General features: G+C 59.5%; 12 protein-coding genes. All 12 read left to right on the forward strand.

Annotated features, from left to right (window positions below; translation table 11 throughout):
- Positions 1 to 140: 140 nt before the first annotated feature.
- Positions 141 to 1,808: an AMP-binding protein gene (locus tag AUK77_RS03320; protein WP_296126078.1), complete on the forward strand. Its 1,668-nt coding sequence runs from the start codon at positions 141 to 143 to the stop codon at positions 1,806 to 1,808.
- Between the two features lie 65 nt (positions 1,809 to 1,873).
- Positions 1,874 to 2,320 carry a hotdog fold thioesterase gene (locus AUK77_RS03325; RefSeq protein WP_296126081.1) on the forward strand — a complete coding sequence of 149 codons (447 nt, stop codon included), beginning with the start codon at positions 1,874 to 1,876 and terminating at the stop codon, positions 2,318 to 2,320.
- A gap of 139 nt (positions 2,321 to 2,459) precedes the next feature.
- The gene (locus AUK77_RS03330; protein WP_296126085.1) at positions 2,460 to 3,269 is read left to right on the forward strand and encodes an alpha/beta hydrolase; all 810 of its coding nucleotides are present in this window, start codon (positions 2,460 to 2,462) and stop codon (positions 3,267 to 3,269) included.
- Positions 3,266 to 4,129 (forward strand): alpha/beta hydrolase, encoded by an 864-nt coding sequence (locus tag AUK77_RS03335; RefSeq protein ID WP_296126089.1) that lies wholly within the window; start codon positions 3,266 to 3,268, stop codon positions 4,127 to 4,129. The genes AUK77_RS03330 and AUK77_RS03335 overlap by 4 nt, the downstream gene beginning before the upstream one ends.
- A 50-nt stretch (positions 4,130 to 4,179) precedes the next feature.
- Positions 4,180 to 4,842, forward strand: coding sequence for a glutathione S-transferase N-terminal domain-containing protein (locus tag AUK77_RS03340; protein WP_296126092.1), 663 nt, complete (start codon positions 4,180 to 4,182; stop codon positions 4,840 to 4,842).
- On the forward strand, positions 4,839 to 5,651 hold the full coding sequence (locus AUK77_RS03345; protein ID WP_296126095.1) for a DUF4892 domain-containing protein: 813 nt from the start codon (positions 4,839 to 4,841) through the stop codon (positions 5,649 to 5,651). The genes AUK77_RS03340 and AUK77_RS03345 overlap by 4 nt, the downstream gene beginning before the upstream one ends.
- 92 nt (positions 5,652 to 5,743) lie before the next feature.
- Positions 5,744 to 6,823 (forward strand): AI-2E family transporter, encoded by a 1,080-nt coding sequence (locus AUK77_RS03350; protein WP_296126098.1) that lies wholly within the window; start codon positions 5,744 to 5,746, stop codon positions 6,821 to 6,823.
- A 209-nt stretch (positions 6,824 to 7,032) separates the two neighbouring features.
- The gene (locus AUK77_RS03355; RefSeq protein WP_296126101.1) at positions 7,033 to 8,571 is read left to right on the forward strand and encodes a YdgA family protein; all 1,539 of its coding nucleotides are present in this window, start codon (positions 7,033 to 7,035) and stop codon (positions 8,569 to 8,571) included.
- A 200-nt stretch (positions 8,572 to 8,771) separates the two neighbouring features.
- Entirely contained in the window at positions 8,772 to 8,861 is a 90-nt protein-coding gene (gene kdpF, locus AUK77_RS03360) for a K(+)-transporting ATPase subunit F (RefSeq protein ID WP_090253391.1), read from the forward strand.
- An 8-nt stretch (positions 8,862 to 8,869) separates the two neighbouring features.
- A complete protein-coding gene (gene kdpA / locus AUK77_RS03365; protein ID WP_296126104.1) occupies positions 8,870 to 10,570 on the forward strand; it encodes a potassium-transporting ATPase subunit KdpA in 1,701 nt (566 codons plus the stop codon).
- 12 nt (positions 10,571 to 10,582) lie between these two features.
- On the forward strand, positions 10,583 to 12,634 hold the full coding sequence (gene kdpB, locus AUK77_RS03370; RefSeq protein ID WP_296126106.1) for a potassium-transporting ATPase subunit KdpB: 2,052 nt from the start codon (positions 10,583 to 10,585) through the stop codon (positions 12,632 to 12,634).
- An 84-nt stretch (positions 12,635 to 12,718) separates the two neighbouring features.
- A complete protein-coding gene (gene kdpC / locus AUK77_RS03375; protein ID WP_296126109.1) occupies positions 12,719 to 13,285 on the forward strand; it encodes a potassium-transporting ATPase subunit KdpC in 567 nt (188 codons plus the stop codon).
- Positions 13,286 to 13,290: the final 5 nt, after the last annotated feature.

Raw genomic sequence — 13,290 nt, forward strand, 5'->3', positions numbered from 1 at the left:
TGCGTTGAAGGTATTCGACGCTACGACACCGGCTCAGGGCGCTGAAACATTTATCCTCTTGCGGGCTTTCTTTGTGCGTGGAATAGTCAACCAAGCAATTGCTTGGTTGGCTCCACAAAAATAACAAAGGAGGAAGCCCTGTGGCTGATACATACCGTTTACCGCTGGACGTGTTTTACGAGCGTGAAGCTCGGCACCCGAACAAACGTTACATGGTTCAGCCGCTGCCGGGCGGGCAGTTGCTGGAGCTGAGCTGGGCGGATGTCGGCGAACAAGCCCGGCGTGCCGCTAACTGGTTGCGCAGCCGCGAATTGCCGCCGGGCAGCCGCATCGCCATTATTTCGAAAAACTGCGCGCATTGGATCGTCACCGACCTGGCCATCTGGATGGCTGGGCATGTTTCAGTGCCGTTGTATCCCAACCTCACGGCTGAATCGGTTGGGCAAGTGCTGCGCCACTCCGAAGCAGCGCTGGTGTTCGTCGGTAAACTCGACGACTGGCCCTCGATGGCCGCTGGCGTGCCGGAAGGTGTGCCGACCATCGGCATGCCGCAGCGTCCCGAGGGTAAGTTCAGTTTTACCTGGGATGACCTGCAAGCCTGCACGCCCATTCAAGACAACCCCAAGCCTGCGGCCAATCAGTTGGCCACCATCATCTACACCTCGGGCACCACCGGTACGCCGAAAGGGGTGATGCAACATTTCAGCAACTTTGGCTTTGCCGCCAGCCGCGCCACCGAGTTGTTCGGCGTGGGTGAAGATGACCGGGTTTTGTCGTATCTGCCGCTGTGTCACGTGGCCGAGCGGATGTTTGTCGAGTTGGCCTCGATTTACGCCGGGCAAACCATTTTCTTTGCGGAAAGCCTCGATACCTTCCTGGAAGACCTCAAGCGCGCACGGCCGACGGTGATGTTCGGTGTGCCGCGCATCTGGACCAAATTCCAGATGGGCGTTTACAGCAAGATGCCAGCGGAGAAGCTGGATTTCCTCCTCAAACTGCCGATCATTGGCCGTATCGTGGGCAAGAAAGTGCTGGCCGGTTTGGGGCTTGATGCTGTGCGCTATGCCCTGTCTGGCGCAGCGCCTGTGCCGGATGCGTTGCTCAACTGGTACAAGCGCCTGGGGCTGGATGTGCTGGAGGTTTACGGCATGACCGAGAACTGCGGCTACTCGCATGTATGCCGCCCAGGCAAGTTCAAAAAGGGTTGGATCGGTCAGAACAGTCCGGGCGTTGAAGTGCGCATTGCTGACGATGGCGAGGTGCAGGTGCGCAGCGGGGCGACTATGCAGGGTTACTACAAAGACCCGGAAAAAACCGCCGAGACCATCACCGCCGATGGCTTTTTGCGCACGGGTGACAAGGGCGAACAGGATGCTGACGGCAACCTGCGGTTGACCGGGCGCATCAAGGAAATTTTCAAAACCAGCAAAGGCAAATACGTGGCCCCAGCACCCATTGAAATTCGCTTGGGTGAACACTCGCGCATCGAGCAAGTGTGTGTGGTGGGTGATGGCATGCCATCGCCCATGGCGCTTTGTGTGTTATCCGATGTGGGGCGCAGTGAGGCGGCCAATGGCAGCCGTGGCGAGTTAGAAAGCAGCCTGAAAAAACTGCTGGAGCAGGTTAATCAATCCCTCGACAAGCACGAGCGCTTGCAGCGTCTGGTGTTGGTCAAGGAGGTCTGGGCCGTGGATAACGGCTTCCTCACGCCAACGTTGAAGATTAAACGCGCCGTGATCGAAGGCACCTACGGCGAGCGTTTTGCTGAATGGATCGAGCGCAGCGAGACCGTGCTCTGGCACGACTGATCAGGCGTGTGGCCGGCGCCTGCGCGGCGGCCACACCCGGCTAAATCCACTCAAGGGGAGTGATCATGGCGCTTTGGCAGCAAACACCCAACCTGCAACAACTCAATGGTTTTTTGAAAAACACCATTGGCGAGCAACTGGATATCCGTTTTGAGTCCTTCGATGATGAGTCGCTGACCGCCAGCATGGTGGTTGATGCGCGCACCCATCAGCCATACGGCTTGTTGCATGGCGGCGCGTCAGTGGTGCTGGCGGAAACCCTGGGTTCCACTGCCAGCCATCTGTGCATCGATAGCAGTCAGTTCTACTGTGTGGGTCTGGAGGTCAATGCCAACCACCTGCGTGGTGTGCGCAGCGGTCGGGTCACGGCGGTAGCGCGGCCTGTGCATTTGGGCCGCACTACGCATGTTTGGGATATCCGCCTGAGTGGCGAAGATGGCAAAGCCAGCTGCATTTCCCGCCTGACCATGGCCATCGTGCCGTTGGGCGAGAACGGTCCGGCGCAACGCTGATTACCTTTCCGCTAGCAATCGCTGGCGGGCTTCCCATGCATTTTGGCCATAGTGCCGTTATTCACTGGCCGTTTTGTCATTGCTGCATCGCCAGTGCTGCCGGACAATCGACGGCAACTCTTCAGATAAGCCCGCCGCCATGACCTCGCCCGTGTTCTTTGCCCATGCCAACGGCTTTCCTTCGGCCACTTACGGCAAGCTTTTTACAGCTCTGGCACCTGAGTATCAGGTGCAGCACCTGGATCAGCATGGCCATGACCCGCGCTTTCCGGTGAATGACAACTGGAGCAATCTGGTCGATGAGCTGATCCATCATCTTGAGAGCGCTCAGCAGCCGGTGTGGGGTGTGGGTCATTCACTGGGCGGCGTGCTGCATTATCACGCGGCGTTGCAGCGGCCAGAGCTTTATCAGGGGGTGGTGATGCTCGATTCGCCGGTGCTGACCCTGGCCGACAAAATGGTCATCCGCGCCGCCAAGCGTTTTGGCTTTATTGACCGTATCACCCCGGCCGGCCGCACCTTGGGCCGCCGTGAAGAATTCGTCGATCTAGACGAAGCCCGAGGCTACTTCGCGGGCAAGGGTTTGTTTCGTCAGTTTGATCCGGAATGCCTGGACGCCTATGTAGAACACGGCCTGAAAGCTGCCGGCAATAACGTGCGTTTGCGTTTTGATCCGGCCACTGAAATCAGCATTTACCGCAGTGTGCCGCACACCAGTCCGGGCAGGCCGCAGCAACTGCAAGTACCGTTGGCCATGGTGCGCGGTCGGCAAAGCCGTGTGGTGTTGCCGCACCACGCACATCTGGTGCGGCGTGTACCCAACGGCGAATACCTGACACTGCCGGGCGGTCACATGTTCCCGTTGGAGCGCCCGCAGGACACTGCCGAACTCTTGAAGAAACTCTTCCAGCGTTGGTCTGGACAACCGTCGAGCGAGCACCGCGTATGAGCCTGAATGTTGAAGAGGTGCGCCTGCGCCTGCCACACATCGAGTTGGCGGCCCACTTGTATGGCCCCGAAGACGGCATTCCGGTCATTGCCCTGCATGGCTGGTTAGACAACGCCGCCAGTTTTGCCCGGCTGGCACCTTTGCTCCCGGGCTTGCGCATCGTGGCGCTGGATTTGGCTGGGCATGGTCACTCAGATCACCGCCCAGCCGGTGCCAGTTATCCCATCTGGGAATACATTCAGGATGTGCTGCAGGTGGCCGAGCAATTTGGCTGGCAGCAGTTTGCTCTGCTCGGGCATTCCATGGGCGCGATTATCTCGGTGCTGCTGGCCGCGTCTATGCCTGAACGGGTGACGCGTTTGGCCTTGATTGATGGGCTGATCCCCTTCACCGGCGAGGCTGACAGCGCGCCGCAAAAGCTCGGTGAAGCCCTGCGCGCGCAGATGGCCTTGGCTGGCAAGCGCAAGCCGGTTTACGAGGTATTTGAACGCGCAGTGCAGGCGCGTCTGCAGGGCGTGGGTGCGGTCAGCCTTGAAGCCGCTGAATTGCTGGCCCGCCGTGGCCTGATGCCGGTGCCTGGCGGTTATACCTGGCGCACCGACAGCCGCCTGACCTTACCTTCGCCGCTGCGCCTGACGCACGCTCACGCCATGGCATTTGTCCGCAACCTGCAATGCCCGGTGAAGCTGGTCGTGGCGGAGCAGGGCATGCTGCTCGCTCAACCCAATTTCATGCAGCTACTCGATGGCTTGGCCGTGGAGTGCCAGCAGCTTCCCGGCGGCCATCATCTGCACTTGGATGACGACAACGGCGCGACCTTGGTCGCAGACTGTTTCAAAGCTTTCCTCGCGGCGGCTTGACTTGGCTGAGGCAACTGGGGAAAGGTGTGGCGATAGCCACGGAGATTCACATGATCGACCTGTACACCGCTGCCACGCCCAACGGCCATAAAGCGTCTATCGCACTGGAAGAATTGCAACTGCCTTACAGCGTGCATGCCCTGAGCTTCGATAAGCAGGAACAGAAATCCGCCGACTACCTGAAAATCAATCCCAATGGCCGTATTCCGGCGATTGTGGACCGCGATAACGGTGATTTTGCTGTCTTCGAGTCGGGCGCGATTCTGCTCTACCTGGCAGAAAAAACCGGCCAACTGATGCCTCAAGATGTCAAAGGCCGCTCGCAAGTCATCCAATGGCTAATGTTCCAAATGGGCGGTGTTGGTCCCATGCAGGGCCAAGCTAACGTGTTTTTCCGCTATTTTCCGGAAAAACTGCAAGGCCCCATCGACCGCTATCAGCGCGAAACCCGTCGTCTTTACGAAGTGCTCGACCATCGCCTGAGCGAGTCGCAGTACCTGACTGACGACTACAGCATTGCCGACATCGCCACCTATCCTTGGGTGCGCATCCATGATTGGGCTGGGGTTTCGGTGGACGGCCTGGAGCACCTGCAACGCTGGATGAGCGAACTGGCCGCGCGCCCTGCGGTGCAGCGCGGGTTGCTTGTGCCGCAGCGTGAAGAAAGCGGTGAGAAAATTGTAAAAGCGGCCCAGTCGATGTTGATCAAATGAGCCTGTTTACACGTATCACTTTCGTCACGGGCATGTTGCTGGCCAGCGTCACAGCCGTAGCAGATGTCGCTGGCAGTCGTGATCTCGAAGAGTTACCCAGGTTTCCAGAAAGCACGATTGTTAATTTCAAGGAAATGGCTGCTCAAGAGCGCATTTATCCGCAAGGTGCGATACGGCGCATCAGTGGCAAGCTGCGGTTTGAGCGAGACGTGTTGGCTGTGGGTCAACTGACCACCATTACCTATGAAATCCCCCGCACCCATAGCGCTAATGAGGCTTTTGCCAAGGCCCGCGAGTCATTGCAGGCGCAGAACGCCGAGTTGCTCTACTGGTGTCAGGGGCGTGAATGCGGCTCCAGCAGCCTGTGGGCCAATGAGGTTTTTGCCAACAGCGTGCTGACCGGTTCAGACGATCAACAGACCTACGCTCTCATGCGTTTGGCATCGCCAAACGAGAACAGTCTTTTGGCGCTCTACAGCATCACCCGTGGCAATAAGCGTGCGTACCTGCACGTTGAACGATTGGCGGCCAGTTCGCCGCTGGCGGTCGTTTTGCCAACCCCCGCAACCCTGCAGCGACAGCTAAAAAGTACGGGTCAACTGCGGTTGGCCCAGCAAACTGATCCTGACAGCGAGTGGGTCACATTAGTGGCACGCACTCTCAACCTCGACAGTACTTTGCGCGTGACCATCAGTGGCCATAAAGCTGAAGCCTGGCGAGAGGCGTTGGTCGAGCAACGGGTTCGTGCCAGCCGTCTTGAACTCGGTGATGCAACTGTCACAGGTTTGCAACTTGACGTGCTGCGTTAGTCATTAATTTGCCGCTGAGTTAATTGCACTTTATTGTCCGGGCTCTGCCGTTTTGCGGCAGAGCCTTTTTGCATGTTTAGGGAGTTGCTCGTATGGCTACAAACGATCGTCTGCTAGTGCAGATACTGTTGCTCGGCTTGTTGGGTGCCAGCCTTTGGGTGTTGGCCCCTTTCTGGTCGGCACTGTTCTGGGCGGCGGTGCTGTCGTTTGCCAGTTGGCCTGTGATGCGCGTGCTGACCCGCTTGCTGGGCGGGCGTCAGGCATTGGCCGCCGCACTGCTGACTTTAGTCTGGACCGGTGTGGTTGCCGTACCTTTAGTGATGCTGGGCTTTAACCTCGCGGATCACATTAAAGATGTGACCGGGCTGATCAAGGATCTTCAGGTTGATGGCTTGCCGCCAGCGCCTGTGTGGTTGGCAGATGTTCCGTTTATTGGTGAACGGTTGACGGATTTCTGGCTCACAATCGATCAGCAAGGCGCTGAATTGTTTGCCACTGTGCAGCCTTATTTGGGGCAAGTCGGTAACTGGTTATTGGCCCGAAGTGCGCAAATTGGTGGCGGTATGGTGGAGTTGGCACTGAGTCTGGTGCTGGTTTTCTTTTTCTACCGTGATGGCCCGCGCCTGGCCGCGTTTGCACAAAGTCTTTTGGAACGTCTGATCGGCGATCGTGCTGAGCATTACCTGGAACTGGTAGCCGGCACGGTGCAGCGGGTGGTGAATGGGGTAATCGGCACCGCCATGGCGCAGGCCATTTTGGCCTGGATTGGCTTTACCATCGCCGGTATCCCCGGCGCCCTGATCTTGGGTATTTTGACCTTTGGCTTCAGTCTGATCATGGTCCCCCCGCTGGTTTGGGGGCCTGCGGTAGCCTGGCTGTTCTGGCAGGGCGAAGTGGGGTTGGGGATTTTCCTGCTGGTGTGGGGGCTGTTTGTTATCAGCGGCGTTGACAACATCCTCAAACCCTACCTGATCAGTCGCGGCGGCAACTTGCCGTTAATCGTTGTGTTGTTGGGCGTATTTGGCGGCATTCTGGCGTTTGGCTTTATGGGTCTTTTTCTCGGTCCGACCTTGCTGGCCGTGGCCTACAGCCTTCTCAGTGACTGGGTAGGCTCCTCGACGGTGCCCCCGGTTGTGCAGCGCACAGAGAGTGGCTCGAAATCGTTAAGCTAAGCGCGTTTCAATACAGCGCCGCGGTATCTATGACGACGGCATTTCCAATGATAAGGCGCCGCCCCGCTTGGTGAGCGCCGGGCCAGGGTGTTAGCCTGCGAGCGCTTTTGCCAGGCAGACGTCGGCCTGCTGACCGCAATCGCTTATCGGTGGCGATGAGCGAACAGGGAAGAGCACACAACACTCAACGGACACCCAGGATTTGACCCATGAATAAATTTTTAGGCAGCGCCCTTGGCGTGGTTGTCGCCGTAGGTGCTTTGAGCACCGCGGGCGCTTGGTATACCGGCCAACAAATACCTGCTGTGCTGGACGACGCCATTAAACAGGCCAACGACGACATGGCCAAAAGCCTGCCGGCTACGGGGTTTAACGCCAGCATTGAATTGCTCTCGTTAGAACGTCATCTGTTCAGCAGCGATGCACGCTACCGTATTCAGGTAACCGGCAGTCTGGACGGTGAGTCGCCAGCTAGCTACGCCTGGACCGTGGCTGACCGCATTGAGCATGGGCCGTTTCCGCTCTCGCGATTGGCCGCATTCAAATTGCTGCCGGTGATGTCCACCAGCCATTTTGAGCTGGAGCGCAGCCCAGAACTGGAAAAATGGTTTGCCGCCAGCAACGGCTCGCCACTGCAAGGCCAGGTCAGCCTGGGCTATGACGAAGCGCTGTCCGGCTACCTGCGCCTGCAACCTGTGCAGCTGGATCTGGATGCACAGACGCGTATTGATTTCAGCGGCCTGAATGTCGATTTTGAAACCAGCGCCAACGCCGAACACATCAGCGCCAACGGCCTGATGGACAGCCTGCAGATCAACACCGTGCTGGCCAACGATGAAACCCTGCGCTTCGCCTTCAAAGGCATGAGCCTCAACAGCAATACGCGCAAAGGCAGCACTGACCTTTATCTGGGTGAGAACGAAGTTCGCCTGCAGCAAATCGAGTTTCAGGCGGGCGAGCATGCGCCTGTGCTGCTCAAGGATTTTGTCCAGCGTGATGAAACCACCGAGGCCGATCAGCAGATTTCAGCCTGGCAAAGTTATGACGTAGGCATGATCAGTTATCAGGGGCTGGACATCGGCTCCTCGCAGATGCTCTGGCGCGTGAAAAACCTGGATGTCACGGCGCTGCAATCGCTGATTGAGCTCTACGGCACCTTGCTGCAAGACGGCAAAATTGAAAGCGACAGCGGCATGCCCGAGCTCAGCGACGCGCAAACCGCTCAGCTGAAAGTCGATCTGGAAAAACTGCTGGCTGGCAAACCAGCGATCGCCCTAGAAAAGCTGGCGTTCAAAACCGCCAATGGCGAAAGCAGTTTCAGCCTGGGCTTTGATTTCAACAAACCTAGCTCGTTCGATCTGCCCGCAGAAGCGTTGGCCCAAGAGCTGATCACCCAGTTGGATGCTCAACTGCGTGTGTCGAAAGCCATGATCAGCGATGTGGTGAGCGTGCAGGCAAAAATCGCCGGTGAAACTGATCAGCAAGCCATTGCCCAGCAAGCAGCGATGGTCGGTGAAATGGCCAGTGGCATGGCGTTGGCCAGCGAACTGGCGACCCTGGATGGCGAAACCATCCGCGCCAGCCTGAACTATGCCAACGGGCAAATCACCTTTAACGGCAAACCCATGACCGTCGAGCAGTTTATGGCCTTGGCCATGAGCAGCGCGGGTGGTCTGGGCGGTATGGGTGACGCGGGCGATGACGAAGCGCTGATGTATGACAGCGAAGCAGAAAGCATCGGCGAGTAAATACTGGGCATAACCCCCTCCCAGCACTAAAAGCGGCCAGATGACCCGGTAAAACGGGGCTTCTGGCCGTTTTTGTTTGCGTGCAGCCGCGATCTTTACGCTTTCTTTATGCCTAGCCGCATCCCCCGCACTCGTTCCTTTACGCCCTGGTTGCCGACAATTTGCTCCAAGCGGTAGCCACCGCAACAAGGAGCAAACACATGAGCATTCTCGACGGGGTGTCCCTGGGCCTGGCCTTGGGACTATTCATTTATCTGCTGGTTGCGCTGCTGCGCGCCGATCAGGCGTAGGGGCGCATATGCACAGTTACGATTTCACCTTGATCCTGGCGTTCTTCGTCCTGGTTCTGCTGCCAGCCCCCTTCATCGGGCGCTACCTGTACCGGGTGATGGAAGGAGAGAAAACCTGGCTAAGCCCGGTGCTGCAGCCGGTCGAGCGTCTCTGCTACCGGATTGCCGGGGTTGACAGCAACACTGAGCAAGACTGGAAGACCTACACGCTGGCGCTGCTGGCTTTCACTTTGATCAGCTTGGTGACGCTGTTCAGTATTCTGATGCTGCAAGGCAGTTTGCCGCTTAATCCGCAGCAATTGCCGGGGATGGAGTGGACGCTGGCGTTCAACACCGCCGTGAGTTTCGTCACCAACACCAACTGGCAGGCCTACAGCGGCGAAGCCTCGCTCAGCTACTTCAGTCAGATGGTTGGCCTGGGCGTGCAAAACTTTGTCAGCCCGGCAGTCGGCCTTGCCGTGCTGGTGGTGTTCTGCCGCGGCATCGCCCGTCGTTCGAGCAACAGCGTCGGCAACTTCTGGGTTGACCTGACCCGTGCCACGCTCTACGGCCTGCTGCCGTTCTGCCTGGTGCTGGCGCTGTTTCTGGTGTGGCAGGGCGTGCCGCAAACCTTCCTTGAATACGTTACGGCGCACACTCTTGGCGGCACCGATCAAGTCGTACCGCTTGGCCCGGCAGCCAGCCAGATTGCCATCAAACAGTTAGGCACCAACGGCGGCGGCTTCTTCGGCGTCAACTCGGCGCACCCGTTCGAGAACCCCACGGCCTGGAGCAACCTGTTCGAGGTGGCCTCGATCATCCTGATTCCGGCGGCCTTGTTGTTCACCTTCGGCCATTACGTCAAAGACCTGCGCCAGAGCCGCGCTCTGTTGGCCTGCATGCTGATTTTGTTCAGCGTCGGTCTGGGCGGCACTCTGTATGCCGAACATCAGCCGAACCCGGCGCTGGCTGGCTTGCCGATTGAGCAAAGCGGTTCGCTGGAAGGTAAGGAAAGCCGCTTTGGCACCACGGCCTCGGCGTTGTGGGCAGTGACTACCACGGCCGCCTCCAACGGCTCGGTGAACGCCATGCACGACAGCTTCAGCGCGCTGGGCGGGATGATCCCGATGTTCAACATGATGCTTGGCGAGGTGATCTTCGGCGGCGTCGGAGCGGGGCTCTACGGCATGTTGCTGTTTGTGCTGATCGCGGTATTTCTCGCCGGCCTGATGATCGGTCGCACCCCGGAATACCTCGGTAAGAAGCTCGAAGCGCGCGAAGTGCGCCTGCTGGTGGCGACCCTGCTGGTGATGCCGGTTGGCGTGCTGGTACTCGGCGCGCTGGCGGCCAGCTTGCCGGGCCCGGCGGCTTCGGTCACCAACCCTGGCGCCCACGGTTTCAGCCAGATTCTCTACAACTACACCTCTGGTGCGGCTAACAACGGTTCGGCCTTCGGTGGCTTCGGCGCCAACACGCCGTACCACAACCTGATGATCGGCCTGGCCATGCTCATCGGTCGCTTCGGCTACATCCTGCCGATCCTGGCGATTGCCGGCAGCCTAGCCGCGAAGAAGCGCGCACCAGTGGGCAGCAACAGCTTCCCGACCCACGGCCCGCTGTTCGTCACCCTGCTGACCCTGACCATTCTGTTGGTCGGTGGCCTGACTTTCCTTCCGGCACTGGCCTTGGGCCCGATTGCTGAGCACATGACTATGTTCCAGGGCTTCTAAGGGAGAACCATGATGAACGCCCGTACCGAACCGGTGCTGAACAGCGCCGCGCAACAACCGAAAACCTCGATCGCCGCGCTGTGGAAACCCGCGCTGCGCCAGGCCTTCGTCAAGCTTGACCCGCGTCAGTTGGTGCGCTCACCGGTGATGCTGGTGGTCGAACTGACGGCCGTGGTGACCACTGTGCTGTGCTTTATCCCCAATCCTCAGGTGTCTACCGGTCTGGCCGTGCAGATTGCCCTGTGGCTGTGGTTTACCGTGCTGTTTGCCAACTTCGCCGAAGCACTGGCTGAAGGGCGTGGCAAAGCCCGCGCTGACAGCCTCAAGGCCGGCAGTCAGGGGCTGAATGCGCGCCGCAAGAATGGTCAGCAGTTCGAGACCGTGGCGGCCAGCAGCTTGCGCCGTGGCGATATCGTGCGGGTCGAGGCCGGTGAGCTGATCCCTGGCGATGGCGAGGTGATCGAAGGGATTGCTGCAGTCAACGAAGCGGCGATTACCGGTGAATCCGCGCCGGTGATCCGTGAGTCCGGCGGTGACCGTTCGGCCGTGACGGGCAACACCCGTGTGGTGTCTGACTGGCTGCTGGTGCATATCACCGCCAACCCGGGCGAGTCGACCCTGGACCGGATGATCGCCCTGGTCGAAGGTGCCAAACGGCAGAAGACACCCAACGAAGTGGCGCTGGATATCCTGCTGATTGGTCTGAGCCTGATCTTCCTGCTGGTGGTCGCGACCCTGCAGCCGTTTGCCCGTTACTCTGGCGGTGATCTGCCTTTGGTGTACCTCGCTGCGCTGTTGGTGACGCTGATCCCGACCACCATCGGCGGCCTGCTCTCGGCCATCGGCATCGCCGGCATGGACCGTCTGGTGCGTCTGAATGTGATCGCCAAGTCCGGCCGCGCGGTGGAAGCGGCGGGGGACGTGCATGTGCTGCTGCTCGACAAGACCGGCACCATTACTTTTGGCAACCGCCGCTGCACGGCGCTGTACAAAGCGCCGGGAATCTCCGGCAAGCAGCTCAGCGATGCGGCGTTGCTGGCTTCGCTGGCCGATGACACCGCCGAAGGCAAGTCGATTGTCGAATACCTGCGCGGGCTCAGTACGATGCAGGAGCCGGAGCGCAGTGAAATCAAGTCGATCGCGTTCAGCGCCGAAACGCGTCTGTCCGGTGCTGATTACAACGGTCACAGCTACCGCAAGGGCGCAGTGGATGCGGTGCTGCTTTATCTGGGTATCCAGCGCGGCGACGTCCCGGCCACACTGGCCCGTGAAATCGAGAAGATCGCCCAGAGCGGCGGTACTCCTTTGCTGGTAGCCGGTGACGGTCAGTTGCTCGGCGCTATTCACCTCAAGGACGTGGTCAAACCGGGCATTCGCGAGCGTTTCGCCGAGCTGCGCGCCATGGGCATCCGCACCGTGATGGTGACTGGCGACAACCCACTGACCGCTGCTGCGATTGCGGCCGAAGCGGGCGTCGATGACCTGATCGCCGAAGCCACGCCGGAGAAGAAGCTGCAACGTATCCGCAGTGAGCAGGCCGAAGGCAAGATGGTCGCCATGTGTGGTGACGGCGCCAACGACGCGCCAGCCCTGGCTCAGGCCGATGTCGGCCTGGCGATGAACGACGGCACACAGGCGGCGCGCGAGGCGGCCAACCTGGTCGACCTCGATTCCGATCCGACCAAGCTGCTCGACGTGGTGCAGGTGGGCAAGGAGCTGCTAGTGACCCGTGGCGCATTGACCACCTTCTCGGTGGCCAACGATGTGGCCAAGTACTTCGCCATCCTGCCGGCGCTGTTCGCCGGCATCTATCCGCAGCTTGGCGCGCTCAACCTGATGCAGTTGCACAGCCCGCAGAGCGCAATTCTCTCGGCGATTGTGTTCAACGCGCTGATTATCGTCGCGCTGATTCCGCTGGCCCTGCGCGGGGTGCGTGTACAAGCCGCTGATGCTGCGAGTCTGCTGCGGCGCAACTTGCTCATTTACGGCCTAGGCGGTTTGGTCGCGCCTTTTATCGGGATCAAGCTGATTGATCTGCTGTTGGTGGCCCTGGGGCTGGTTTAAGCCCCGTAATCCGTAGCCCGGATGCAATCCGGGAGATCCTGTCCCCGGATTACATCCGGGCTACACCAAATCTGGAGAGTCATCATGCTTAAACAACTTCGTCCAGCCATCAGCGTGTTGGCGTTTATGACCCTGGTCACCGGCGTGGTCTATCCGCTGACTGTCACCGGCGTGGCGCAACTGGCGTTCCCGGCACAGGCCAATGGCAGCCTGATCACGGGTGCTAAAGGCGAGGTGCTTGGCAGCAGCCTGCTCGCGCAGCCATTTAGCGGTACCGAATGGTTTCACCCACGCCCTTCGGCGGCGGGCTTCGCCACCGTGGCCAGCGGTGCCAGCAACCTAGCACCAAGCAACCCGGCCTTGGCCGAGCGTATCGCCGCCGATGCCCAACGTTTGCAGGCTGAAGGTCAAGGCGCAGTGCCCATGCAACTGGTGACCACCTCGGCCAGTGGCCTTGATCCGCATTTGTCGCCGGCAGCAGCACAGTTTCAGATCGCCCGAATCGCCGTAGCACGCGGTATTCCGACTGCCAGCCTGGAACGGCTGATCGAACAGCATGTGCAACGCCCGCTGGTTGGCCCAGCGGTGGTTAACGTGCTGGCGCTTAACCTGGCGCTGGCTGACAATTCGCCCCCCGCACAAGCTGAGTAACCCGC

The organism is Pseudomonas sp. Ga0074129, from assembly GCA_001465025.1.
In the GTDB taxonomy this organism is placed as follows: Bacteria; Pseudomonadota; Gammaproteobacteria; order Pseudomonadales; family Pseudomonadaceae; genus Aquipseudomonas.